The organism is Prauserella endophytica (assembly GCF_005146945.1).
Lineage (GTDB): Bacteria > Actinomycetota > Actinomycetes > Mycobacteriales > Pseudonocardiaceae > Prauserella_A > Prauserella_A endophytica.
The window spans coordinates 1-21,631 of record NZ_SWMS01000024.1; the positions used below are offsets into that span (position 1 = coordinate 1).

Annotated in this window: 27 protein-coding genes and 1 riboswitch; of the genes, 18 read left to right on the top strand and 9 right to left on the bottom strand. The window is 70.5% G+C overall.

The window, feature by feature from the left end; all coding sequences use genetic code 11:
• Positions 1 to 82: 82 nt before the first annotated feature.
• The 5 genes from FCN18_RS30445 to FCN18_RS30460 all read left to right on the top strand — a co-directional run bounded on the left by FCN18_RS30445 (position 83) and on the right by FCN18_RS30460 (position 3,053).
• A complete protein-coding gene (locus FCN18_RS30445; RefSeq protein WP_137096697.1) occupies positions 83 to 733 on the top strand; it encodes a hypothetical protein in 651 nt (216 codons plus the stop codon).
• 4 nt (positions 734 to 737) lie between these two features.
• Positions 738 to 2,168 (top strand): glycoside hydrolase family 25 protein, encoded by a 1,431-nt coding sequence (locus FCN18_RS30450; RefSeq protein WP_137096698.1) that lies wholly within the window; start codon positions 738 to 740, stop codon positions 2,166 to 2,168.
• Positions 2,165 to 2,419, top strand: coding sequence for a holin (locus FCN18_RS30455; protein ID WP_137096699.1), 255 nt, complete (start codon positions 2,165 to 2,167; stop codon positions 2,417 to 2,419). Before FCN18_RS30450 ends, FCN18_RS30455 begins: the two co-directional genes overlap by 4 nt.
• Positions 2,420 to 2,536: 117 nt before the next feature.
• Positions 2,537 to 2,677 (top strand): hypothetical protein, encoded by a 141-nt coding sequence (locus FCN18_RS39265; RefSeq protein ID WP_158303195.1) that lies wholly within the window; start codon positions 2,537 to 2,539, stop codon positions 2,675 to 2,677.
• A 55-nt stretch (positions 2,678 to 2,732) separates the two neighbouring features.
• On the top strand, positions 2,733 to 3,053 hold the full coding sequence (locus FCN18_RS30460; RefSeq protein WP_137096700.1) for a hypothetical protein: 321 nt from the start codon (positions 2,733 to 2,735) through the stop codon (positions 3,051 to 3,053).
• Between the two features lie 137 nt (positions 3,054 to 3,190).
• Here FCN18_RS30460 and FCN18_RS30465 read toward each other — a convergent pair whose 3' ends face one another.
• From FCN18_RS30465 to FCN18_RS30475, 3 genes are all read right to left on the bottom strand, one after another.
• Positions 3,191 to 3,460: a hypothetical protein gene (locus FCN18_RS30465; protein ID WP_137096701.1), complete on the bottom strand. Its 270-nt coding sequence runs from the start codon at positions 3,458 to 3,460 to the stop codon at positions 3,191 to 3,193.
• A complete protein-coding gene (locus tag FCN18_RS30470; protein WP_137096702.1) occupies positions 3,453 to 3,677 on the bottom strand; it encodes a hypothetical protein in 225 nt (74 codons plus the stop codon). Before FCN18_RS30470 ends, FCN18_RS30465 begins: the two co-directional genes overlap by 8 nt.
• Positions 3,678 to 4,074: 397 nt before the next feature.
• Entirely contained in the window at positions 4,075 to 4,302 is a 228-nt protein-coding gene (locus FCN18_RS30475; RefSeq protein ID WP_137096703.1) for a hypothetical protein, read from the bottom strand.
• Positions 4,303 to 4,385: 83 nt separating this feature from the next.
• Between FCN18_RS30475 and FCN18_RS30480 the strand changes: the two genes are divergently transcribed.
• The gene (locus FCN18_RS30480) at positions 4,386 to 4,637 is read left to right on the top strand and encodes a GntR family transcriptional regulator (RefSeq protein WP_228714214.1); all 252 of its coding nucleotides are present in this window, start codon (positions 4,386 to 4,388) and stop codon (positions 4,635 to 4,637) included.
• Between the two features lie 53 nt (positions 4,638 to 4,690).
• Here FCN18_RS30480 and FCN18_RS30485 read toward each other — a convergent pair whose 3' ends face one another.
• A complete protein-coding gene (locus FCN18_RS30485; protein ID WP_206078015.1) occupies positions 4,691 to 5,098 on the bottom strand; it encodes a DUF4190 domain-containing protein in 408 nt (135 codons plus the stop codon).
• A gap of 343 nt (positions 5,099 to 5,441) precedes the next feature.
• Here FCN18_RS30485 and rsfS point away from each other — a divergent pair, with 343 nt between their 5' ends.
• The 7 genes from rsfS to FCN18_RS30520 all read left to right on the top strand — a co-directional run bounded on the left by rsfS (position 5,442) and on the right by FCN18_RS30520 (position 12,245).
• Positions 5,442 to 5,852, top strand: a complete 411-nt coding sequence (rsfS, locus tag FCN18_RS30490; protein ID WP_137096704.1) for a ribosome silencing factor — start codon at positions 5,442 to 5,444, stop codon at positions 5,850 to 5,852.
• Positions 5,849 to 6,460, top strand: coding sequence for a histidine phosphatase family protein (locus tag FCN18_RS30495; RefSeq protein ID WP_112275607.1), 612 nt, complete (start codon positions 5,849 to 5,851; stop codon positions 6,458 to 6,460). Before rsfS ends, FCN18_RS30495 begins: the two co-directional genes overlap by 4 nt.
• Positions 6,461 to 6,462: 2 nt before the next feature.
• Positions 6,463 to 7,221, top strand: coding sequence for a diglucosylglycerate octanoyltransferase (gene octT, locus FCN18_RS30500; RefSeq protein WP_112275608.1), 759 nt, complete (start codon positions 6,463 to 6,465; stop codon positions 7,219 to 7,221).
• 10 nt (positions 7,222 to 7,231) lie between these two features.
• Positions 7,232 to 8,077, top strand: a complete 846-nt coding sequence (locus FCN18_RS30505; protein ID WP_113644089.1) for a DegV family protein — start codon at positions 7,232 to 7,234, stop codon at positions 8,075 to 8,077.
• A gap of 96 nt (positions 8,078 to 8,173) precedes the next feature.
• The gene (locus tag FCN18_RS30510) at positions 8,174 to 9,022 is read left to right on the top strand and encodes a ComEA family DNA-binding protein (RefSeq protein ID WP_228714215.1); all 849 of its coding nucleotides are present in this window, start codon (positions 8,174 to 8,176) and stop codon (positions 9,020 to 9,022) included.
• Complete coding sequence (locus tag FCN18_RS30515) at positions 9,019 to 11,412, top strand: ComEC/Rec2 family competence protein (protein ID WP_113644030.1); 2,394 nt, start codon at positions 9,019 to 9,021, stop codon at positions 11,410 to 11,412. The genes FCN18_RS30510 and FCN18_RS30515 overlap by 4 nt, the downstream gene beginning before the upstream one ends.
• A 65-nt stretch (positions 11,413 to 11,477) precedes the next feature.
• Positions 11,478 to 12,245, top strand: coding sequence for an SDR family NAD(P)-dependent oxidoreductase (locus FCN18_RS30520; protein WP_112275610.1), 768 nt, complete (start codon positions 11,478 to 11,480; stop codon positions 12,243 to 12,245).
• A gap of 143 nt (positions 12,246 to 12,388) precedes the next feature.
• On the opposite strand, the gene thrC is transcribed toward FCN18_RS30520, so the two are convergent.
• Positions 12,389 to 13,645: a threonine synthase gene (gene thrC / locus FCN18_RS30525; protein WP_112275612.1), complete on the bottom strand. Its 1,257-nt coding sequence runs from the start codon at positions 13,643 to 13,645 to the stop codon at positions 12,389 to 12,391.
• A gap of 13 nt (positions 13,646 to 13,658) precedes the next feature.
• Positions 13,659 to 13,791, bottom strand: a riboswitch (SAM riboswitch).
• Between the two features lie 113 nt (positions 13,792 to 13,904).
• Here thrC and holA point away from each other — a divergent pair.
• The gene (gene holA, locus FCN18_RS30530) at positions 13,905 to 14,885 is read left to right on the top strand and encodes a DNA polymerase III subunit delta (protein ID WP_113644032.1); all 981 of its coding nucleotides are present in this window, start codon (positions 13,905 to 13,907) and stop codon (positions 14,883 to 14,885) included.
• A gap of 168 nt (positions 14,886 to 15,053) precedes the next feature.
• Here holA and rpsT read toward each other — a convergent pair whose 3' ends face one another.
• Positions 15,054 to 15,314 carry a 30S ribosomal protein S20 gene (gene rpsT / locus FCN18_RS30535; RefSeq protein WP_110342808.1) on the bottom strand — a complete coding sequence of 87 codons (261 nt, stop codon included), beginning with the start codon at positions 15,312 to 15,314 and terminating at the stop codon, positions 15,054 to 15,056.
• Between the two features lie 752 nt (positions 15,315 to 16,066).
• Here rpsT and FCN18_RS30540 point away from each other — a divergent pair.
• Positions 16,067 to 16,447: a VOC family protein gene (locus FCN18_RS30540; protein WP_137096739.1), complete on the top strand. Its 381-nt coding sequence runs from the start codon at positions 16,067 to 16,069 to the stop codon at positions 16,445 to 16,447.
• Between the two features lie 166 nt (positions 16,448 to 16,613).
• Here the strand turns inward: FCN18_RS30540 and FCN18_RS30545 are convergent, their stop codons facing one another.
• The gene (locus FCN18_RS30545) at positions 16,614 to 17,213 is read right to left on the bottom strand and encodes a class I SAM-dependent methyltransferase (RefSeq protein WP_137096705.1); all 600 of its coding nucleotides are present in this window, start codon (positions 17,211 to 17,213) and stop codon (positions 16,614 to 16,616) included.
• A 113-nt stretch (positions 17,214 to 17,326) separates the two neighbouring features.
• On the opposite strand from FCN18_RS30545, the gene lepA reads away from it, so the two are divergent.
• Together lepA and FCN18_RS30555 are read left to right on the top strand one after the other, a co-directional pair.
• Positions 17,327 to 19,189: a translation elongation factor 4 gene (lepA, locus tag FCN18_RS30550; RefSeq protein WP_112275618.1), complete on the top strand. Its 1,863-nt coding sequence runs from the start codon at positions 17,327 to 17,329 to the stop codon at positions 19,187 to 19,189.
• Between the two features lie 49 nt (positions 19,190 to 19,238).
• A complete protein-coding gene (locus tag FCN18_RS30555; protein ID WP_113644035.1) occupies positions 19,239 to 19,592 on the top strand; it encodes a VOC family protein in 354 nt (117 codons plus the stop codon).
• Positions 19,593 to 19,601: 9 nt separating this feature from the next.
• Here FCN18_RS30555 and FCN18_RS30560 read toward each other — a convergent pair whose 3' ends face one another.
• Together FCN18_RS30560 and FCN18_RS30565 are read right to left on the bottom strand one after the other, a co-directional pair.
• Entirely contained in the window at positions 19,602 to 20,045 is a 444-nt protein-coding gene (locus FCN18_RS30560) for a pyridoxamine 5'-phosphate oxidase family protein (RefSeq protein ID WP_112275622.1), read from the bottom strand.
• Between the two features lie 71 nt (positions 20,046 to 20,116).
• Positions 20,117 to 20,329 carry a hypothetical protein gene (locus FCN18_RS30565; RefSeq protein ID WP_112275624.1) on the bottom strand — a complete coding sequence of 71 codons (213 nt, stop codon included), beginning with the start codon at positions 20,327 to 20,329 and terminating at the stop codon, positions 20,117 to 20,119.
• A gap of 245 nt (positions 20,330 to 20,574) precedes the next feature.
• On the opposite strand from FCN18_RS30565, the gene FCN18_RS30570 reads away from it, so the two are divergent.
• Positions 20,575 to 21,627, top strand: coding sequence for an NAD(P)H-dependent flavin oxidoreductase (locus tag FCN18_RS30570; protein ID WP_113644036.1), 1,053 nt, complete (start codon positions 20,575 to 20,577; stop codon positions 21,625 to 21,627).
• Positions 21,628 to 21,631: the final 4 nt, after the last annotated feature.

Here is a 21,631-nt window from a genome sequence, read left to right on the forward strand (position 1 = left end):
CCTTTCTGGATCGCGTCGGGCAATCCGATCTTGGTCCATCCGCGGCTTACACAGTTGTCATGACACGGCCGTCTCTCTCACGGTGGGGTTCGTCTACTACTGGTTCCGGTTCCTCAGCGTGGACGAGCACGCCGCCACCCTTGACCGACAGGTCTCGGGCTTGGCGCAGAAGGCAGCGGAGAACGCGTCCGCCGCCGCGGCCCTCGAAGAGCAGGTGCGCAGCCTGGGGCAGGAGCCCGTGGTGGAGGCCCCGCCCGCCGACGACGGCATGGACTACGCGGCGTTGCTGCGCGCCGCCCGTGCCGCCGTGGAAGACTACTGCGCGCACGATCGGTGCAGGGGGGCCGATGGTGAGGCCCCGAACATGGACGCCATCGTGAGCGACGTTCTCGCCCTAGTCCGAGCCCCCAGGGACGGCGAAGACGGCGAGGATGGGCAAGACGCCCCGCCAGTGACGAGCGACGAACTGTTCAACCAGGTCGCCGCCTACTGCGGCCAACCCGAGGAGCCATGCCGGGGCGCCCCCGGCGAGGACGGCGAGGACGGACAGACACCGCCCTGCATGTCCGAACCCTCCCAGTGCCAGGGCCCGAAGGGCGACAAGGGAGACCCCGGCCCCACATGCCCACCGGGCTACACCGCGAACAGCCGAACCAACGACCCCACCCCACTCGCCCCTGACTCCGGGGACGAGGAGACCTGGTGGGTGTGCGTCGCAAACGAGGAGAACTAGCGCCATGGCCCGCGGTTTCGATGTCTCCCGGTGGAACACCATCACCGACCACGCCGCCCTCGCCGCGTCGGGTGTGACGTTCGGCTGGGCCAAGATCAGCGACGGGATACCCGGCCGGAACGTCGGCCCGTGGCACGTCGCCCCGCTCCGCAACGTGGGCATCAAGATGGGCGGCTACCACTTCGCCCGAACCCACACAGCACCCGAAGTGCAAGTGTCGGCGTTCATCCGCGAACTCGACACCTACAACGCCCTGGACCTGCCTCCCGTGCTGGACCTCGAAGGCGCGGCGGAGCACGGTTTCACCGTCGACACCACACAGGGGCGTGCCGCCGCGAAGAACTTCGGGGTGGAGTTCCTCCAGGGGCTCGCTGCCGCCGGATTCCGGCCGGCGCTGTACATGAATGAGTACTTCGCCACCCAGCTCAAGCCGTGGGAGTGGGGAGTTCCTCGCCTGCTGTTGTGGGTCGCGAACTATTCCCGCCGCCCTCAGGTCCCACACACCGTGTGGCAGCGCTCCCAGACGGGGCGGCTCCCCGGGGTCTCGGGGGACATCGACCTCAACGAATCCAGCACGAACTTCTGGGAGGACCCCATGGCGTGGCGTGTAGCGAGAAGTCTTCTGAAGCTGCGGGACCAAATTAACGCCCGCTACCCGAACCGGAACAAGGCGTCAGACGGCACGATCGGCGACGCCGACCACCAGAACCGCAACTCCGACCACAACCCGTGGTATGGGCCGGGGATCGTCACGGCGATGGACATCACTCACGACCCCGCGAAAGGTGTGGACATCGATCGGCTGACCGACGAGCTTCAGGCATCGCGGGATTCGCGGATTAAGTACGTCATCGCCAACAACCTGATCATGTCCGGTGCTGGTGGCCCATCCCCGTGGGTGTGGCGCCGCTACGCCGGCCCCAACCCGCACACCCAGCACTTCCATCTGTCCGTGGTCGCCGCACCAGCGTGCGACGACACACGGCCCTGGAATCTGCCATCACTGACCGGCGGCGGTGGATCCGCCCCAGGAGGAGGAGACGACATGACTCCCGAGCAGGACAGGATGCTGAGGCACGTCTTCAACGTGCTGCAGCGCTTCAAGCCGTCGGTGGAGGGCGGCAAGGACGGCGCGTACGACACCGGCGAATACGTGCGGGCGCTGTACCGCGAACTCGTCGAGCCGAAGCCCGCCGTCGGGAACCCGAACTACAAGACCAACGTGCTCGGGTTCGCGCGGAACGCGGACCACTACGGCTACCGGAACCTGCAAGAGCAGGCGGGGCATCTGGCCGCGATCAACAAGCTCGCCGAGGCCGTCGCCAACAACTCCAACGTCACCCCCGAGGAGTTGAAGGCCGCAGTGGCGGAGGCGATCCGGGAAAACGTGGTCAAGGTCGATGTGACCGTGACCGGGCAGGAGGAACAGGCATGAGTGTCTTTCTGAAGGACCTGCTCGAGCGGGTCACCGCCACCTTCTCCGCCGGGTTCGTTGCCGCCCTGGTGGCGAACTGGACCGGGGCCATCCCTTCCGACTGGAAGGCGTGGCTCCTCACTGGTGTCCTCGCTGGCGCGGCATCCGTGGTGAAGGGGCTCGCCGCGAAGAAGATCGGTGACCCGTCGTCCGCGTCCGCGGCTCCGTCACTCAAGACTGAGCAGGTCGCTGGTGGAGGTCACAGCGCCTGACATCCCCCGCTAGAACGGGGGCCGCCATCCCAGGCCGCGGCCCCGACAGAAGCCCCCGCGCTCCCAGCCAACCGTCTCTGGCTGGTTGAGCGCGGGGGCTTCGTTGCGTGGTCCCTGGTGCTCGAGTTGGGGCTACCGGAGCACACGTGCATCTACGAGCTCGAGGCCGCCCAGATGGACATCGAGTTCGGCGACGCGGACGGGGATGTGTACGAGGTGGCGTATCAGCGGGTGACGCGGCTCTACGTTGACCGGTGACTTTACGGGGTCGGGTAGAGTTGCCCGGCAGTCGAACACATGTTCTAATCTGGGCATGGCGCAGCGAGGTGAGTTCGGGCCTGAAGACGCACCCATCATCGGCGTCGCGCGCTGGGAACCAGGCAAGGGCGGAGGCGTGCGGGAGATCCCGCCCGACACCTGTCCCTGGGGGCACGATGTCCGACCGGACGGCTCCATGTGGGTGGGCTGGCACCACGGCCACAGCCTCCGCATGTACACCTGCCGGGCCTGCTATCAGGCCGGCGGGGGCGGCTACTGGTGCGTCCAGAAAGACGAGCGGGCGATGTGGCAGGCACACCTCGACGGCGGTGGGACGCTGCCGCCAGGCCAGACGATCGACAGTCTTGTCCGGTGATCCCCTCGCGGGTCGGCCGGGGTGACGAGTGCCCGCCCCTCCTGTCAGAGGTTCGACGTGCGCACGTGGACCCCGGCCTGTTCCCTTGCGCCCTCTCGGAAGAGGTCCGACCAGCTTGGTGGCGTGGCCTGCGCGGATCAATCCCCTGATGCGGTGACGGAGGCCGGGTCGCCGCGCAGGTAGCGGTCGTGGCAGTCCGTGCAGTTCCTCAGTGGCCCGCGGTGCCGTTGGCGCGCCTGCTGCTCCCGCTCGGACGGGCACATGTGGTCCTCGGGGACGCGCTCGCCGCACCATGTGAACCACACGCCGTCCCGGTGGTAGGCGATGTGGCGGGTGTCCGGGTCGTGGTCGAGGATGGGTCGGCCGTTGATGCCGGACCCGGCTGGGATCTCGCGGACGTTAGCCATGATCGTGCCTCGGGTCGGTGGACTCGACGGTCCCTTCGGCGCGGCCGTCGCGGATGGCTTGCGCGGCGACGTTCTGCATCCACGTGAGCGACGCGTTCCCTGCAGCGTGCGCCACGCGTTCGAGCTGCTCGGGGGTGAGCGTCACCGAGTCTCGGCTGGTGAGGCCGAGCTCGTCGCGGATGGCGGACAGGATGAACGCGGCATGCTCCTGTGACACGCAGCTCACCGTACAGCAGTCGGCCCCCGCGCCCGGTCGGGTTGCGGGGGCCTGACGAGGGATCGTTACGAGCAGGAGCCGCAGCACCCGCACTTCGGGCCGGTGCAGTTCCCGCAGCATCCGCAGCCACGCATAGTGAACCTCCTATTGCCGGGTGCGCATGACGCTACGGATCCGGTCAGGTGACGGGCTACCGCTGGACGGGCGGTCACGTCCTGTCGCGTCGTATTCAGCCGTCGGCGGAACCAGCACAGTGGGCACAACACCGACAGCGGCTCAAGGCGGATGTACCAGTCGTACTTGGCGACCTCCTGCATCAGCTCCTCCACGGAGGTGAACGGGGAATCCGGCACTGGCAGGCCGCAGTCCTCGCACTCCGCGATGAGGTGGCGGCGGGTCACGGTGCGCCGATCTGCTCCGGAGCGGGAACCCTCGCTAGGCATGCCTCGCAGGGCATGCCGTGGATCCCGGGGAGAAGCTCGAGCTCCCCTTGCCCGAAGTTCGCCCCGCAGTACGCCGCGAGCCTGTCCGGGGGCGTGTCGGGGTAGGGAAACACATGCGTGACCCGTCGCGTCTCGCCGACCAGCCCAGGGCGGGGTCGCGCGACGAGGATCCGCACAGACATGCAGGTCACAATAAGCGCTCTACATGCTTCTGTATAGGGATACATCACGTTACAGCCAGGTGCACTCCGCTAGTTTCATGATCATGTTGGGTGACCGCCGCGACCGGATCCGGCACGAAGGCCCTGTGTCACTGTGGCGGCAGGTCGCTGACGACATCCGCACCGACATCAAGACCGGCCGACTCAAGCCGGGCGTGAAACTCCCCTCGTATCCAGACCTGGGCGACATGTACGGCGTCGCGACCCTGACTATTCGGCGAGCTGTCCTTGAGCTGCGTAAAGAAGGTCTGCTGGTCGTGACTGTTGGCCGTGGCACCTACGTCACGCACAAGTAGAAGGGGCATCTCGCCTATCAACCGAGTGAGGCCGCGGCCTGCGCCACAGCTGGTCATCCCTCCTCAATGGTTTCGAAGGCCTCGCGCAACTGCTCCCCGCACCAGTCGCTCAACCCCCCCTCGGACAGTACCTGCGCGTCGGCGCACTCCTCCTGGAAGCGGAGTTCCTCATCCAGCTCGTTCACGGCCTGGAAGAACAACACCACGCTCCAGATACCGAGCGCCAGCGTGAACACTCCGACGATGGCGGCGGTGATGGTCATCTTTTTGTTACTCGCGGTACCGCGGCGCACGCGGCCCCAGCCGAGGAGGCCGAATAGGACAGCGAGCGCTCCGAGGATGACGGCGATGAACCCGGTAATCGGCATCCAGCCGAATACGAATCCGACAAGGGCGAGGACGAGCGCTGTGATACCGAAGCCGTTCTTCGGCTCCCGGACTACCTGGGCATGTTGAGACATGGGTTCTCCTCCAAAGAGTCGATCTCGTGGTCGTTTTGACTCAGACGGTTGTTGCGGTGGATGCAGAGTTGAGACAGGCCTGTGACCAGCTGAAGGGGCTAGCAATCCCATTCGATCTTGGTGGGTATGGATCGGGTACGGACCAGGTTCACCGGTGCGCACCCGGATGCACCATCACGAACCGATGTTTTGTGAGGTCAGAGGGGTCGCAGGTCGGGATCGCCCTGGTCAGAGTTTCCCGGAATGCGCTACATCGACAAGCGGCGCCTGTACCGGGACTGACGGCTCTGTCGGCCGCGCCGGGTACGCTTCTGCGGACGCCAGTTAGATCCGAAGGAGCACCGTGACAGCGACGGCCGAAGCACGAGACCTCGCGACCGCGGCCGCGCACGCGGCCGCGGACAAGAAGGCGACCGACGTGGTCGTGCTCGACGTCTCGGAGCGGCTCGTGATCACCGACGCGTTCGTCATCGCGTCGGCGCCCAACGAACGCCAGGTCGGCGCCATCGTCGACAACGTCGAGGAGAAGCTGCGGCTGAACGGCCACAAGCCCGTCCGCAGGGAGGGCACCCGGGAAGGCCGCTGGGTGCTGCTCGACTACGTCGACGTGGTTGTCCACGTGCAGCACGACGAGGAGCGTTCGTTCTACGGGCTCGAGCGGCTGTGGAAGGACTGCCCGCGCATCGAGGTCGAGGGCCTCGACGGCGAGAGTGCCCCTCGGTCCGCCGACGACGAGGAAACGGGCACCCCGTGAGCCTGCGGCGGCTCGTGCTGTGGCGGCACGGAGAAACCGACTACAACGCGGCGGGCCGGATGCAGGGCCACATCGACTCGGCGCTCACCGAGGTCGGCTGGAACCAGGCGCGGTTCGCGGCGCCGGCGCTCGCGCGCTTCGAGCCCGATCTGGTCATCGCGTCCGACCTGCGGCGGGCCACCGACACGGCCACCGTGCTCACCGACGCGATCGGCGTACCGCTGCGCATCGACAAACGCCTGCGGGAGACCCACCTCGGCGACTGGCAGGGCATGACCGGCGCCGAGGTCGACGCGCAGGCTCCGGGGGAACGCGACCGCTGGCGCACCGACGCCACGTGGGCTCCTCCGGGTGGTGAGTCGCGGATCGACGTCGCCGAGCGCGCGGGCGAGGTCATAACCGACCTGCTGCGCGACGACGACGAGCACAAGACGGTGCTGCTCGCCGCGCACGGTGGGCTCATCCTCGCGCTCACCGCGCACCTGCTCGCGCTGCCGGTGGGGTTGTGGCCCTCTCTCGGAGGCATCTCCAACTGTCACTGGGTGGAGCTGGGCAGGCGCAACGACGTCTGGCGGCTACATGCCTACAACGCGGGCATGACCGGTTGACCATGGCCACGCCCCGGCTGCTGGTGTTCGGCGACTCGCTTAGCTTTCATGGCCCTGACGGGGGCTGCCCGTCCGACGAGCCCCGCCTGTGGCCGAACGTGGCGGCCCGCGAACTTGGCGGCAGTGCCGATCTCGTCGCCGGCATCGGCTGGACCGCGCGTGACCTCTGGTGGTCGCTCACCGGGGATCCGAGGGTGTGGGCCGAGCTGCACCGCGCCGACGTGGTGGTGCTGGCGGTCGGCAGCATGGACACTCTGCCGTCACCACTGCCGACCTACCTGCGCACCGGCCTGCGGTATCTGCGGCCAGACGGGCTGCGTCGCGTGGTCCGCAAGGCCTACCTCGCCGCGCAGCCGAGGCTCTCGGTCGCGTTCAGGGGACGTCCGGCCGTGCTCCCGCCGCGGCTGACGGCGCGGTACCTGGACACCTCGGCCTCCGCGCTGCGCACATTGCGCCCGTCGCTACCGATCGTCGGCTGGCTGCCCTCGGTCCATCGCGCGGCGTCGTACGGCTACGTCCACACGGCACGCGAGGAGACAGCCGCCGGCATCGCGGCGTGGGGCGCGAAGGCGAGTGTGCCGCTGCTCGACCTGCCCGCCGTCGTCGGCGCGCACGTGCTCGGCGGCCACGGCAACGCCGACGGCATGCACTGGGGGTGGGAGGGCCACGAGGCGGTCGGCAGGGCTATGGCGAGCCTGATCGCCCCCCTCTTGGCCGATGCGGGCGCGGCGGCTCCCGCTCACGGCCGGGCGGGAACGTAGGCTGGCGTCCGTGCCGGTCGCCGTTGTCACGGACTCCACCGCCCACCTGCCGGAGGGTTTCGCCGAGAGGCACGGGATCCGCGTGGTCCCGTTGCACGTGCTGATCGACGGCGTCGCCGCACTCGACGGCATCGACGTCGGGCCGGTGGCGCTCGCCGAGGCGCTGGGCCAGCGGCGCATCGTGACGACGTCGCGGCCGACCCCATCCGCGTTCGCCGCGACGTTCCGCGCCGCGCTAGACGAGGGAGCCGACACCGTCGTGTCCGTGCACCTGTCGAAGCGGCTCTCCGGCACCTGGGAGTCCGCGGTGCTGGCCGCGCAGGAGGTGGGGCCGGACCGGGTGCGGGTCGTCGACTCGCGAACTACCGCCATGGGCCTCGGTTTCGCGGCCCTGCACGCCGCCGCCGCCGCGGCGGACGGAGCGTCCGGCGAGGAGGTCGAGGCGGCGGCGGTCGACGCGGCCGCGCGCTCGGAGACGTTGTTCGTCGTGGAAACGCTGGAGTACCTGCGGCGAGGCGGGCGGATCGGGCACGCCGCCGCGCTGCTCGGCACCGCGCTCGCCGTCAAGCCGGTGCTGCGCATGGACGGCGGCGAGATCGTCCCGCTGGAGAAAGTGCGCACGATGAACCGGGCGGTGGGCAGGCTCGTCGATCTGGCGGTACAGGCTGCCGAGGAAAAGGACATCGCGCTTGCCGTGCACCACCTGGCCTCCCCGGAGCGCGCGGCGGAGCTGGCCACGCGGCTCGACGAGCGGCTGCCGCGGTCCCGTGGCTGCGTGGTCTCCGAGCTGGGTGCCGTGATCGGTGCGCACACCGGTCCCGGCGTGCTCGGCGTCGTCGTCCAGCGGCCGGAGTGACGCGCGAGGCCGGGACTTGTCCACATCACCCGGTCAATCCACAGGCCCCGCGATTCCGCCTGCCGCGCCCAGCTGCTCCTCCCTAGCGTCGAATGTGTGTTCGACCAAGCGAAGCTCGGTTCCAGCGACGCGGAACCACGGCCAGAACCGGAGCTGCGAGCGCAGCCGGGAGCGTCGCGCGTACGGCTGGCTCAGCTGGCCGCACAGGTCACTGTTGAGGAGAACGGGCCGCCGGACCGGGTGCCCGCGCAGCCGGGGAAGGCCGGGAGGTTCGTCGAGCGGTGGCTTCCGCCCGGCCTCGCCGGCGCCCCGGCGGGACGGCAGCGCCGGATCGCACTGATCACCGCTGTCGCGGGGATGGTGCTGGCGGTCGGGCTGACGGTTTTCGTGCTCGGCGGCCGTCCCGAGGCCGAACAGCCGCCGCCGTTGCCGGTCGCGCGCGCGGCGGGTGCGAGCGCGGGTCCGGCGACGAGCACGGCCGCGGCCGAGCCGCTGGTCGTGAGTGTGGTCGGCAAGGTCAAGGAGCCTGGCGTCGTCACGGTCGCGGCGGGCTCGCGGGTCGACGATGCCGTCAGGGCCGCGGGTGGTCCGGTGGCCGGTGCCGACCTGCTGAGCGTCAATCTCGCGCGTCGTCTGGTCGACGGCGAGCAGTTGTACATCGGCATCCCGGTGCCGCCGGGCATGCGGACACCCGCTCCGGCGCCTGCCGCGGGAGTGCCCGGCACGGATCCGGGCGGCACCGCGAGCAGCCCGTTGGTCGACCTCAACACGGCGGACCAGGAGCAGCTGGAGAACCTGGACGGGATCGGCGAGGTCACCGCGCAGCGCATCCTGGAGTGGCGGGCCGAGCACGGCCGGTTCACGGCAATCGAGCAGCTCCGTGATGTCGACGGCATCGGCGAGAAGCGGTTCGAGCAGCTGCGGGAGCAGGTGCGGGTCGGATGACCTCCCTGCTGTCACGTGAGCCGGTCACCGTGGAGCGCCGGCACGACCTGCGTCTGGCGCCCTCCGCCGTGACGGTGTGGTCGGCCGCGCTGTTCGGGTTGTTGTGGGGATGGTGGGCCTGCCTGGTCATAGGGGCGTTGGGCGCGCTGATCGCGGCCGCCGTCGCCTGGCGCGACGCGCGAGCCGGACCCGAGGCGGCCCGCCGGTTGCCCGCAGCGGGCGCGCTCCTCGTGTGCGGACTGCTCGCGGCGGGTCCCGTGGCCGTGCGGCTGGCTGGTGCCGAGCAGGATCCCTTGCGGGAACCGGCGCGAAACGGCAGCGAGGTCACGCTGCGGGCGACCGTCGCGGAACGACCCAAGCCGGTGCGGTCGGCCGGATACGCGGGACGGCAGGGCGGAGCCCGCTCGGTGGTGGTCCCGGTCGACGTCCTCGGCGCGAGCGTGCGCGACCGGCCGGTCGCGTCGACGGGCCGGGTGGTGCTCATCGCCCCGTTCGCGGAGTGGTCGCGGCTGCTGCCCGGGCAGCAGGTCACCGCGTCCGGCTCGCTCGCCCCAGCCCGGACGGGCGAGCTGACCGTCGCGGCGGCGTACGTGCGCGGGCCTCCGGAAGCGGTCGGCCCGGCCCCGTGGTGGCAGCGAAGCGCCGAATCGATCCGGGCCGCGCTGCGGGTCGTCTGCTCGGTGCTGTCCGAGGAGCCAGCGGGTCTGCTGCCGGGCCTCGTCGTGGGTGACACGAGCGCACTGCCCGCACGGGTGGAGCAGGAGTTCCTCGACGCGGGGATGTCGCATCTCACGGCTGTCAGCGGCGCGAACGTGGCGATCGTGTGCGGTGCCGTGTTGCTGCTGGCCAGGGCGCTGCGGCTGGGGCCGCGACTGTCGGCGGTCGCCGCCGGGGTGGTGCTGATCGGGTTCGTGGTGCTGGTCGGCTACGAGCCGAGCGTGCTGAGGGCCGGCGTCATGGGAGCGGTCGGGCTGCTCGCGCTGGTGCTGGGTCGGCAGGGATCCGCCATGCCGGCGCTGGCGGCAGCCGTCTGTGCGCTGGTGCTTTACGACCCGGCGATGGCGGCGAGCATGGGTTTCGCGCTGTCGGTCGTGGCCACCGCCGGCCTGGTGCTGCTGGCTCCGAGGTGGGCCGAGGCGCTGACCCGCCGTCGGGTGCCCTCGGGGCTGGCCGAGGGGCTCGCCGTGCCGGTGGCCGCGTTCCTGGTCACCGCGCCGATCATCGCCGGGATGGCCGGTGAGGTCAGCCTCGTGTCCGTGGCCGCGAACCTGCTGGCGGCGCCGGTGGTCGCGCCGGTGACGGTGCTCGGGGTGCTTGCCGCCGTGCTCGCGGGGCCGTGGCCCGCCGGTGCGGAGGTCCTCGTACACGTCGCGGGCCCCGGAGTGAGCTGGCTGGTGCTCGTCGGGAGGGAGGCCGCCGGGGTGCCGGGCGCCGTAGTGGGGTGGCCGTCCGGCTGGTGGGGCGGGCTGCTCGCGGCCGGCATCGCCGGCCTGGTGGTGCTGGCGCTGCGACATCGTCCGGCGCGCATCGCGCTCGCGCTGGCGCTGGCGTCGCTGCTGGTCGTCCTGGTTCCGGTGCAGGTCGTCGCGCCGGGGTGGCCGCCGAGGGACTGGGCGATGGTCGCGTGCGACGTCGGTCAGGGCGACGGGCTCGTGCTGGCCACCGGTGAGCCCGGCCGTGCGGTGGTGGTGGACGCGGGGCCCGAGCCGGGACCGCTGGACCGCTGTCTCGACCGGCTCGACGTCGACCGGGTGCCGCTGGTGGTGCTGAGCCATCTCCACGCCGACCACGTGGGCGGACTCGCGGCGGTGCTCGACGGGCGCTCGGTCGGCGCGGTGGCGGTCGGTCCCGGCCGGACGCCGGGCTGGGCATGGCGGGAGGTCGCGGCCGAGACGTCGGCCCGGGGCGTTCCCCTGCTCGAACTGAGCGTCGGGGACCGGCTCGAGTGGCCCGCACTGCGGCTCGATGTGGTGGGACCGCGCTATGTCCCGCGAGACCAGGGGGAGGAGGACGACGGCACGGGGATCAACAACAGTTCCGTGGTCCTGCGCGCGAACACGGCCGCAGGGCGAGCGCTGCTCACCGGCGACGTCGAGCTGGCTGCCCAGGGCGACCTGCTCAGTGCCGGGGCCGACCTGAGGGCGGAGATCCTGAAGGTGCCGCACCACGGGTCTCGGTTCACGCTGCCGCAGTTCATGGGTGCGGTGGCACCGAGGGTCGCGCTCGTGAGCGTGGGCGCGGACAACACGTACGGACATCCGAACCGCACGACGCTGAGCGTGCTGACGAGAGGAGGGGCACTCGTGGCCCGCACGGACACCGGCGGCGACACCGCCGTGGTGCCGGGCGACGACGGACCGGCCGTTGTCAGGAGAGGAGCGTCGCGATGACAGAACCACTCTGACTGGCCGTGAATCCGGTTGCCGGAACCGGACGGCCCCGGCACGCTCGCGCCATGATCAATACCGGACTCGGTCAGAAGGTCGTGCTGGTGACTGGTGGCAGCGGCGGCATCGGCGAGGCGATCAGCCGGGCCTTCGCCGCGCAGGGTGCCCGCGTGGCCGTACACCACCATCCCGGGGAGGAGGCGCGGTGGGCGCACGTCACCCCGCCCGTAGAGGCCGCGCGCCGGCTAGCCGGGGAACTCGACGATGCGGTCGCGGTGGCGGCCGACCTGGCCGAGCCGGATGCGGCGGCGCGGTTGTTCGACGAGGTCGAGGCGCGGCTGGGTCCCGTGGACGTGCTCGTGAACAACGCCGCGCACTGCGAAACCCCCGACACGGTGGACGCGCTGACGGCGGGCAGCCTCGAGCGGCACTACCGGGTCAACGCGATCGCGCCCGCGCTGCTGATCAGCGAGCTGGCGTGCCGACAGCAGCCGGACCGGGCAGCGCCGTGCGTCGTGAACATCTCGACCGACGCGGCACGCGCGTTCCCCGGCCAGCTCGGTTACGGCTCGTCCAAGGCCGCGCTGGAAGGGCTCACGCGCGGCACGGCATTGGACCTCGGCGCGGCCGGGATCAGGGTCAACGCCGTGGCTCCGGGGCCGGTGCAGACGGGCTGGATGGACGAGGACCTGGTGGCGAAGGTCAAGGAGATCGTGCCACTCGGTCGTCCGGGGAAGCCGGACGACATCGCCGACGCGGTCGTGTTCCTGGCGTCGGAGCAGGCCCGCTGGATCACCGGCCAGGTGCTGCAGGTCGCAGGGGGGCACGCCCTGTGAGCCGCGGCCCGTGGCGACTCAGGTGTGCTGTCGGTAGACGTTGGTGCGGGTCGACGATCTTGAAATGGGGCGAGCGTCCTCCTCTGTCGTGCGAGCCACCACGGTGATCCCGGCCCGCACGGCAGAGGATTGTCAGAGACGACCTAGCGGCCGAGGACCTCGTTCACGGCGTCGGCCGACGGGGGCACGGTGGCCTTCGGGCCGATCTTGCCCTCGACGGCGTCCAGCGTCTTGAGGCCGTCGCCGGTGATGAGCAGCACGGTCTCGGCGTCGGGGTCCAGCCTGCCGGTCTCGATGAGCTTCTTCGCGGTCGCCACGGTGACGCCACCGGCGGTTTCCGTGAAGATGCCCTCGGTGCGGGCCAGGAGCCGGATGCCCTCGACGACCTCCTCGTCGCTGACGTCCTCGATCGCGCCGCCGGTGCGGTTGACGGTGTCGAGCACGTACGGGCCGTCGGCGGGGTTGCCGATCGCGAGCGAGCGGGCGATCGTGTCCGGCTTCACCGGCTGCACCACGTCGTGCCCGTTGCGGAACGCGGCCGAGACCGGCGAGCAGCCGGTGGCCTGTGCCCCGAAGACCTTGTACGGCGACTCGTCGACGAGGCCGAGCTGGCCCAGCTCGCGGAAGCCCTTGTCCACCTTGGTCAGCTGCGAACCGGAGGCGATCGGAACGACGATCTGCTCGGGAAGCCGCCAGCCCAGCTGCTCGGCGACCTCGAAGGCGAGGGTCTTGGAGCCCTCGGAGTAGTAGGGGCGCACGTTGACGTTCACGAAAGCCCAGGTCTCGTGCTCGGCGGCGAGCTGGGTCGCCAGGCGGTTGACGTCGTCATAGTTGCCGTCGACCGCGATCAGGGCGCCGTCGTAGACGGCCGTGGTGAGGATCTTGGCGCGCTCGAGAGAGGAGGGGATCAGCACGACCGACTGCCAGCCGGCGCGCGCGGCGGCCGCGGCGACCGCGTTGGCGAGGTTGCCCGTCGAGGGGCAGGCCAGCGTGTCGAAGCCGAACTCGCGGGCAGCGGCCAGCGCGACGGCGACCACGCGGTCCTTGAACGAGTGGGTGGGATTGCCGGTGTCGTCCTTGACCCAGATGCGCTTGACCCCGAGGGCCTTCGCGAGGCGGTCGGCACGCACCAGCCTGGTACAGCCCGGCTCGGTGTTGGGGATCTCCTCGACGTTGGAGGGCACCGGCAGCAGCCTCTTGTAGCGCCAGATGTTGCGAGGGCCGGCCTCGATGTCCTCCCGGCGCACGCGGCCGAAGTCGTAGGCGACCTCGAGCGGCGAGAAGTCCTCGGCGGAGACGAACTCCGGGGCCAGCGGCTGGCGGTGGCCCTCTTCCTTGGACACGAGCTCCACGGCCGGACCGAGGTCGACGGACTTCGTGGTTTCGAGCGCTGCAGTCATCGCGAGGTTCCTTTCCTCATCTGCCCCGCTGGCGCGGGTCGGAATTGGCACCGTGATCGCCAGCTACCTCGCGGAATCGAGATGACAGGCTGACGCCGGTTGCCGGGGCTTCATCGGGCCGTTCCCTCTGCCCCTCTGGATGAGCGGTATTCGGTTGTCCGTGGGCGGAATCCGCCCGACGTCGTGAGGAAGCCTACGTCATCGGGATCAGTTCGTGCCACGGCTGTGCGGGTTACGTCACCGTGGCAGGATCGGCAGCGTGACCGCGCCAGCCACCACGCCCGCACCACTGCAGCTCGTGCTCGGGGACGAGGAACTGCTCGTCGAACGCGCGGTGCGAGCCGCGCTGGACTCGGCGCGGCTGGCCGACGCGACGGCGGAGCTGACGCGCGTCCGGGTGTCCGAACTCACACCACCACAGCTCGCCGAGCTGGTCAGCCCTTCGCTGTTCAGCGAGGGCCGCGTGATCGTCATCGAGGGCGCGCAGGACGTCTCGCAGGAGATCTCCGACGCGATCCTGTCCTACGTGCGCATGCCCGCCGACGGCATCGTGCTCGTCGTGGTCCACACCGGTGGTGGGCGGAGCAAGGCGGCCAAGGCGCTGCCGGGTGCGCTCAAGAAGGCGGGCGCTGCCGTCATCGAGTGCGACAAGATCACCAAGCCCGCCGAGCGGGAAGCCTTCGTGCGCAACGAGGTTCGGCGGGCGGGCGGACGGATCGACGCGCCAGGGGTGGTCGCGCTCATCGACGCGGTCGGCTCCGACCTGCGGGAGCTCGCCTCGGCCGCCGCGCAGCTCGTGGCCGATTCCGGCGGCAGCGTCGACGAGGAGGCCGTGCGGCGGTATCACCGCGGCCGGGCCGACGTCACCGGGTTCATGGTCGCCGAGAAGGCCGTCGCCGGAGACCGCGCCGCCGCGCTCGAGTCGGTGCGGTGGGCGCAGCAGATCGGGGTGCCGCACGTGCTGGTGGCCGACGCGCTGGCCGACGCGGTCCGCACGATCGCCAGGGTGTCCGCGGCGGGCCGGGGCAACCCGAACCAGATGGCGGGCGAGCTGGGGATGCCGCCCTGGAAGATCCGCAAGGCGCAGGGCCAGTCGCGCGGCTGGAACTCGGGTTCGCTCGCCGAGGCCATGCGCATCGTCGCCCGCGTGAACGCCGAGGTGAAGGGCGCCGCGGCCGATCCGGACTACGCGATCGAGCGTGCCGTGCTGGACCTCATCGCCGCGAAGCAACGCCGCTAGGCGACGCGCCCCAGCGCCACCTTTGGTGCGCTCGGGGCACCGCCCGTCTCCCACACCCCCAACGGAGACGCTGCGCCATAGGGGACTTTCGGCGAACACGCGCCGACAACGGCGAAGCCCCCGGAGACCGTTGGTCACCGGGGGCTTCGCGACAGCTTGTCGGCAGGCTCAGAGCTTGTTGGCGCGCTGGGCCATCGCGGACTTCTTGTTCGCGGCCTGGTTCTTGTGGATCACGCCCTTGCTGGCAGCCTTGTCCAGCTTGCGCGCGGCCTCTCGCTGCAGCTCGATGGCCTTGTCCTTGTCACCGGCGTCAGCGGCCTCGCGGAACTTGCGGATCGCGGTCTTCACCGCCGACTTGACCGACTGGTTGCGCTGGCGCGCCTTCTCGTTGGTCTTGATGCGCTTGATCTGGGACTTGATGTTGGCCACGCGGGCGCTCCTCACATCGTTCGGCGGGATTGTCGTTGTCGCGTTCTCGTGGCCCCGGTGACTCACCGGGCTTCCTCCCTGGCGGAATGCCACACGGCAACGGCTGAACAGCATAACAACGGGTCACCGCGGGACCTCGGCCAGGTCGGTTACCTGGGCTCGCAGTGCCTGGGGTTTCGCCGTCTCCCCGCTGGCGCAGGCTCGCGCACAACCAGGGGGTTCGGCTACCTCTACGACCCGGTCTCCGCCGTCGCTCTGCTGCCCGTGGTGCTCGCGATGGTGTTGTTCGGCGTCCGGCGTCCGGAGTGGAGCTGGCCGCTGGCCGCCGCCGTGACGGTGGTCTGCCATGTGCTCCACGGCGTCGTCCTGCAACGCGGGCACGCGGTCGGCGACCTGTCCGTCGTGTACCCGGTCGCCAGGGGAGCGGACCTCTGCTGTCGGTGCTCGTCGCCGTGCTGGTGCTCGGGGAACGACCGGGCCGGCCCGGTCTGGTGGGGAAGCTGCGGCGGGAGCACCGGCGTGAGGTGCTGCTGGTGTGTCCGCTGTCTCCGTTGGCCTGCCTGCTCGTGCTCTTCGCCTTGCGGCTCGCGCCGGTGAGCCTCGTCGCGCCCGCCAGGGAGCTGAGCATCGTGCTCGGCAGTCTCGCCGGCTGGTTGTTGCTGGGCGGCGGCACCCTGGTAGGCGGCCGGGCGGTTCTTTGCTCGTGCTGTTCGGGATCACGGCGACCGCACTCGCATGAGACCGTGTTGCCCATGGACGTGCTGAGCAGCAGGGTGCTGGTGCATCCCAGGGATCCCGACGTGACGAAGGCCTTCTACCGCGACACGCTCGGGCTCGCGGTCTACCGCGAGTTTCCCGGCGGCACCGTGTTCTTCCTCGGCGGCGGGTTTCTCGAGGTCGTGGGAGAGGGCCGCACCGGCGCCACCCCGGACATGGCGCTGTGGTTGCAGGTCAGAGACGTCGCCGCGGCCGTGGCCGAGCTGCGCGCGAAGGGCGTCGAGCCGGTGAAGGGCCCGCAGCGGGAACCGTGGGGACTCGACGAGGCGTGGATCTCCGACCCGGACGGCACGCGGATCGTGCTCGTGGAGATCCCGTCGAACCACCCGCTGAGGGTCGATGTGCGCTCCCAGTAGCTCCGTCTCGGGGATGCCCGGTTCGCCGAGACCGGGATCCTCGTGACGATCGGATTCGCCAGGCAGAGGGCTCAGCGCTGTGGCCGGCACCGTCGAGAGCCGCCACCAGCGGCTCCGGGCGCTGCCTGCCGGGGATGAACCGGCCACCGAGCCGCGGCGGCCGCGTTCAGGCGGGCCGCCACGCCCGCAGCTGGGCCGCGCGCGTGGCGGCGAGGCCGGGCGGGTCCCACACCCATGTCTGCAGGTCGCCGAAGCCGGCGGCCTCCAGCTCGCTGGCGAGGTCGTGCCGTGGCACCGGCAGCCACTTCTCGTGCGCGGAGAGCACGAGCCGCCCTCCCGGCCGCAGCACGCGGAACAGCTCGGCGAACGCGGCTTCCCGGTCGGCCCACAGCTGCACGTTGTTGACGCTGAGCACGACGTCCACGGACTCCCCTGGCTGCCCGGTGGCGGCGGCGGTGCCCGCTCGCAGCTGCACGGTGCCCTCACGCACCGCTGCGGCGCATCGCGCGCGGCACAGCTGGAGCATCTCCTCGGAGGGGTCGACGCCGACGGTGAGCCGGGCGCGGGCGGCCACCTCGGCGAGTCCGATGCCAGGGCCGGGTCCGAGCACGAGCACCGTCTCGTCCGCGGCCGTTTTCGCCACCTCGACCACGTGCCGCTCGGTCGCCGCGTTGCCGTGCGCCATCAGCGCTCCGCCGATGCGGCCGAGCAGACCTCGGGGGTGACCGAAGGCCCGGTCGAGCGCTTCGTCAAGTACAGAACTCATCGTTCGAGGTCAGCACGGACTGGACGAGACCCGCATCGGGGATGACCCGGAAATGTCGGTGTGGCGGCATGGGAACATGGAGGGTGCCACCCGCGAGCGACCTGAGGTAACGAGTGACACAGACACGCCCGTCCGCCGACACCACGTTCACGCCCCCGGAGCACATCCGGAACTTCTGCATCATCGCCCACATCGACCACGGCAAGTCCACCCTGGCCGACCGGATGCTGCAGCTCACCGGCGTGGTCGAGGAGCGGGCCATGCGCGCCCAGTACCTGGACCGGATGGACATCGAGCGGGAGCGCGGTATCACGATCAAGGCGCAGAACGTGCGTCTGCCGTGGCGGCTCGACGGCCAGGACCACGTGCTGCACCTCATCGACACGCCGGGCCACGTGGACTTCACCTACGAGGTCTCCCGTGCGCTTGAGGCGTGTGAGGGCGCGATCCTGCTGGTGGACGCCGCGCAGGGCATCGAGGCGCAGACGCTGGCGAACCTCTACCTCGCGCTCGACAAGGACCTGCACATCATCCCGGTCCTCAACAAGATCGACCTGCCCGCCGCGGAGCCGGACAAGTACGCGGCCGAGCTGGCGAACATCATCGGCTGCGAGCCCTCCGACGTGCTGCGGGTGTCGGCGAAGACGGGTGAGGGCGTCAAGGAGCTGATCGACGAGGTCGTGCGCCAGGTGCCGCCGCCGGTGGGCGACTCCGACGCCCCGGCGCGCGCCCTCATCTTCGACTCCGTCTACGACACCTACCGCGGCGTGGTCACCTACATTCGCGTCGTCGACGGCAAGATCACTCCGCGCGAGCGGATCAAGATGATGTCGACCGGGGCCACGCACGAGCTGCTCGAGGTCGGCATCATCTCGCCGGAGCCGAAGGCCGCGAAGGGACTCGGCGTCGGCGAGGTGGGTTACCTCATCACCGGCGTGAAGGACGTCCGCCAGTCGAAGGTCGGCGACACGGTGACCGCGGAGCGCCACGGCGCCAAGGAGCCGCTCGCCGGCTACCGCGAGCCGCAGCCGATGGTCTACTCGGGCCTGTACCCCGTGGACGGCTCCGACTACCCGGACCTGCGTGAGGCGCTCGACAAGCTGCGGCTCAACGACGCCGCGCTCAGCTACGAGCCCGAGACGTCGGTAGCGCTCGGCTTCGGTTTCCGCTGTGGGTTCCTTGGCCTGCTGCACCTGGAGATCACGCGCGACCGCCTGGAGCGTGAGTTCGGCCTCGAGCTGATCTCCACCGCGCCGAACGTCGTCTACCAGGTCTTCCTGGAGGACGGCACCGAGCTCGTGGTCACCAACCCGTCGGACTGGCCCACCGGCGGCAAGATCGCCGAGGTGCACGAGCCGGTCAGCAAGGTCACGGTGATCGCGCCGTCGGAGTTCATCGGCGCGATCATGGAGCTGTGCCAGAGCAAGCGCGGCCAGCTGCTCGGCATGGACTACCTGTCCGAGGACCGCGTCGAGCTGCGGTACCAGCTTCCGCTCGCCGAGATCATCTTCGACTTCTTCGACTCGCTGAAGTCGCGTACCCGCGGCTACGCCTCGCTCGACTACGAGGAGGCGGGGGAGCAGGCCGCCGACCTGGTCAAGGTGGACATCCTGCTGCAGGGCGAGGCGGTGGACGCGTTCTCGGCGATCGTGCACAAGGACGCCGCCTACAGCTACGGCAACCGGATGGCGACGCGCCTGCGCGAGCTCATCCCGCGCCAGCAGTTCGAGGTGCCGATCCAGGCCGCGATCGGCTCGCGCATCATCGCTCGCGAGACCATCCGCGCGATCCGCAAGGACGTGCTCGCCAAGTGCTACGGCGGTGACATCTCGCGTAAGCGCAAGCTGCTGGAGAAGCAGAAGGAAGGCAAGAAGCGCATGAAGACCGTCGGCCGCGTGGAGGTGCCGCAGGAGGCCTTCGTCGCGGCACTGTCCACTGAGGACAGCGGTGGCGACAAGGGCAAGGGCAAGAAGTAGCCTCCCGTTCTTGCAAGACAGCGGGGAGCCGCGCCGGGATGATGCGAGAGTGATCAGCAGAATCATCCCCTATGCCGACGGAGCAGATCTCGGCGCGTCCCGGGACTTCTACGTCGAGGTCCTCGGACTCGAGGTCGCGATGGAGGATCCGGTGCTCGGTCTGCGATCGCCGGCCAACCCCACGGCGCAGGTACTCGTCCTACCGCCCGGAGCGGAGCACCCCCAGCCTCGTTTCGGGGTCGATGTCGGCGAACCGGCGGCCGTCGACGCGGCGCATGCCTTGGCGGTGCGTCGTGGCCTGCGGGTCGTCTACCCGCTCACCGACGAGCCGTGGGGCGTTCGACGCTTCTTCGTCGAGGACCCTGGCGGCACGGTGATCAACGTGCTCGCACACCTGCGGTGACCCCGCACCCTAGCGGTCGCTGATCCGCACCGCCTCGACGAACAGGGCGGTGCGCCGCTCCTCCGCCATCACGCGGTCGTACTCGGCCCAGTCGTCGTGGGTGCCGCCGGCCGCGGTGAAGATGTCGCGCAACAGCTGGGGCAGCCGCTCGGCGGGGAAGTGCTCGCACGTGTCGTCGGGCCCGATCAGGCGCGCCGGGCCCTGCACGGACACCCATCGCCAGCCGTGCCGGAAGACGAACGTCGCGTGTCCGCTGCGGCGCAGGAGTTCGCGCTTGCGGGCTCCGCCGACCAGTACTGCCGCGACCGAGGGCCTCCCGGACACCGGGTCGTCGAGCACGCCCGCGTTGACCACGGAGGCGTGCACCGTGCCGTCGGGCCGGGTGGTGGCGAGCGTCGCCAGGCCGTGTTCGGCGGCGGCGAGCTCACGGACGAGGGCGAGATCGGCGGGCATGCCCCCACGGTAACGACGCCAGGGCCGCGCGGGGATGGTCTCCCCACGCGGCCCCGGGACGGGTTGCGCCGTCAGACGCCGAGCAGGATGGCGAGCGCCTCGACCAGCGATGCCGACGTGGCGGCGATCGTCTCGTCCAGGTACTCGGCGATCGGGGTCAGCTCGGCCGCGGACGCCTGGCCCCCGACGATCGCGAGCATGGGCACCGTCAGCGCGCTCACCGCGACGCCGCGCATGGTCCAGCGCTTCGCCGTGCTCCGCGCGGTCACCTGGTTGTCGGTCATTGCCGTCCTCTTCCTCTCGGTTCGACGCGAACGTCGCTCGCGTCGTGGGGGCAGCCTGCACTGGGCCAAACGGCGCAACAAGGCGATTTACGGACGGTTTTCGATCATGAAACAGCGGCTAGCTCGGCGGGGTGACACCCGTTTACCCGATGGTCATGCCGGTGAATTCGTTTCTCACCTTCCCGTAACGAGGGTGGTGACCGGGCGCGTCATCGCGGTCCGTGAGGGCTTCGTACGCTTGGCGCATGTTCGACAGCTTGCGTGTCCCGGTGGTGGTGGCCCCGATGGCCGGTGGTCCGTCGACGCCGGAGCTCGTGGCCGCGGCCGTGCGTGCGGGAGCCTTCGGCTTCCTGGCGGGCGGCTATCTCGGTGCCGCGGCGTTGGGGGATCAGATCAGCAAGGCAAGGGAGCTCTGCGGTGACACGTTCGGCGTGAACCTCTTCGTGCCCGGCATCCGGGCCACCGTGGACCTGCGGCCCTACGCGGAACGGTTACGCGAGGAGGCGCGGCGTTACGACGTCGAGCCCGGCGCCGCGCTCTGGGACGACGACGGCTACGGCGCCAAGCTCGACCTGCTCGTGGAGCAGCGGGTGCCGGTGGTGTCGTTCACCTTCGGGGTGCCGCTGGAGACCGACATCGAGCGGCTCCACCAAGCGGGCAGCACGGTCGTTGTCACTGTCACCTCGCCAGAGGAAGCGCGTCAGGCCGCCGAGGCGGGCGCGGACGCGCTGTGCGTGCAGGGGTTCGAGGCCGGTGGGCACCGTGGCCTGTTCACCGACGACGCCGGCCGGGCCGAGGGTGGCGAGCTGTACGGGCTGCTCGCGGCGCTCCGGCTCGTCGGGGCCGAGACGGACCTGCCGCTGATCGCCGCCGGTGGTCTTGTCCACGGCGGGGACGTGGCCGCCGTCGTCACCGCGGGCGCGGTGGCGGCCCAGCTCGGCACAGCGTTCCTGCGGGCGGACGAGGCGGGCACCAACGCGACGCAGCGGCGCGCGCTCGCCGACGCGGGGCGTCCCACCGCCTTCACCCGTGCGTTCAGCGGACGGCCCGCACGTGGCCTGGTCAACCGGTTCCTGCGCGAGCACTCCGGCGACGCCCCGTCGGCCTACCCGCAGCTGCACAACCTCAGCAAGCCGATCAGGGCAGCGGCGAGTGCGGCGGGCGACCCCGAGGCGATGTCGCTGTGGGCGGGGCAGACGTACTCGCTCGCGGGTCAGGCGCCCGCCGCCGAGATCATCGAGACGTTGCGGGAGCAGGCCAGGGCAGCGCTGGAGCGGAGTGTGCGCAGGTTCGGCTGAAGCC

Excerpts from the sequence above, each read along its gene's own strand:
- FCN18_RS30480 (WP_228714214.1), top strand. The coding sequence starts at position 4,386 with ATGTTGGGTGACCGCCGCGACCGGATCCGGCACGAAGGCCCTGTGTCA.
- FCN18_RS30455 (WP_137096699.1), top strand. The coding sequence starts at position 2,165 with ATGAGTGTCTTTCTGAAGGACCTGCTCGAGCGGGTCACCGCCACCTTC.
- FCN18_RS30545 (WP_137096705.1), bottom strand. The coding sequence starts at position 17,213 with ATGAGTTCTGTACTTGACGAAGCGCTCGACCGGGCCTTCGGTCACCCC.
- FCN18_RS30465 (WP_137096701.1), bottom strand. The coding sequence starts at position 3,460 with ATGGCTAACGTCCGCGAGATCCCAGCCGGGTCCGGCATCAACGGCCGA.
- FCN18_RS30485 (WP_206078015.1), bottom strand. The coding sequence starts at position 5,098 with ATGTCTCAACATGCCCAGGTAGTCCGGGAGCCGAAGAACGGCTTCGGT.
- FCN18_RS30515 (WP_113644030.1), top strand. The coding sequence starts at position 9,019 with ATGACCTCCCTGCTGTCACGTGAGCCGGTCACCGTGGAGCGCCGGCAC.
- FCN18_RS30565 (WP_112275624.1), bottom strand. The coding sequence starts at position 20,329 with ATGACCGACAACCAGGTGACCGCGCGGAGCACGGCGAAGCGCTGGACC.
- FCN18_RS30520 (WP_112275610.1), top strand. The coding sequence starts at position 11,478 with ATGATCAATACCGGACTCGGTCAGAAGGTCGTGCTGGTGACTGGTGGC.
- octT (WP_112275608.1), top strand. The coding sequence starts at position 6,463 with ATGGCCACGCCCCGGCTGCTGGTGTTCGGCGACTCGCTTAGCTTTCAT.
- FCN18_RS30540 (WP_137096739.1), top strand. The coding sequence starts at position 16,067 with ATGGACGTGCTGAGCAGCAGGGTGCTGGTGCATCCCAGGGATCCCGAC.
- FCN18_RS30560 (WP_112275622.1), bottom strand. The coding sequence starts at position 20,045 with ATGCCCGCCGATCTCGCCCTCGTCCGTGAGCTCGCCGCCGCCGAACAC.
- thrC (WP_112275612.1), bottom strand. The coding sequence starts at position 13,645 with ATGACTGCAGCGCTCGAAACCACGAAGTCCGTCGACCTCGGTCCGGCC.
- FCN18_RS30460 (WP_137096700.1), top strand. The coding sequence starts at position 2,733 with ATGGCGCAGCGAGGTGAGTTCGGGCCTGAAGACGCACCCATCATCGGC.
- FCN18_RS30475 (WP_137096703.1), bottom strand. The coding sequence starts at position 4,302 with ATGTCTGTGCGGATCCTCGTCGCGCGACCCCGCCCTGGGCTGGTCGGC.
- FCN18_RS30570 (WP_113644036.1), top strand. The coding sequence starts at position 20,575 with ATGTTCGACAGCTTGCGTGTCCCGGTGGTGGTGGCCCCGATGGCCGGT.
- FCN18_RS30450 (WP_137096698.1), top strand. The coding sequence starts at position 738 with ATGGCCCGCGGTTTCGATGTCTCCCGGTGGAACACCATCACCGACCAC.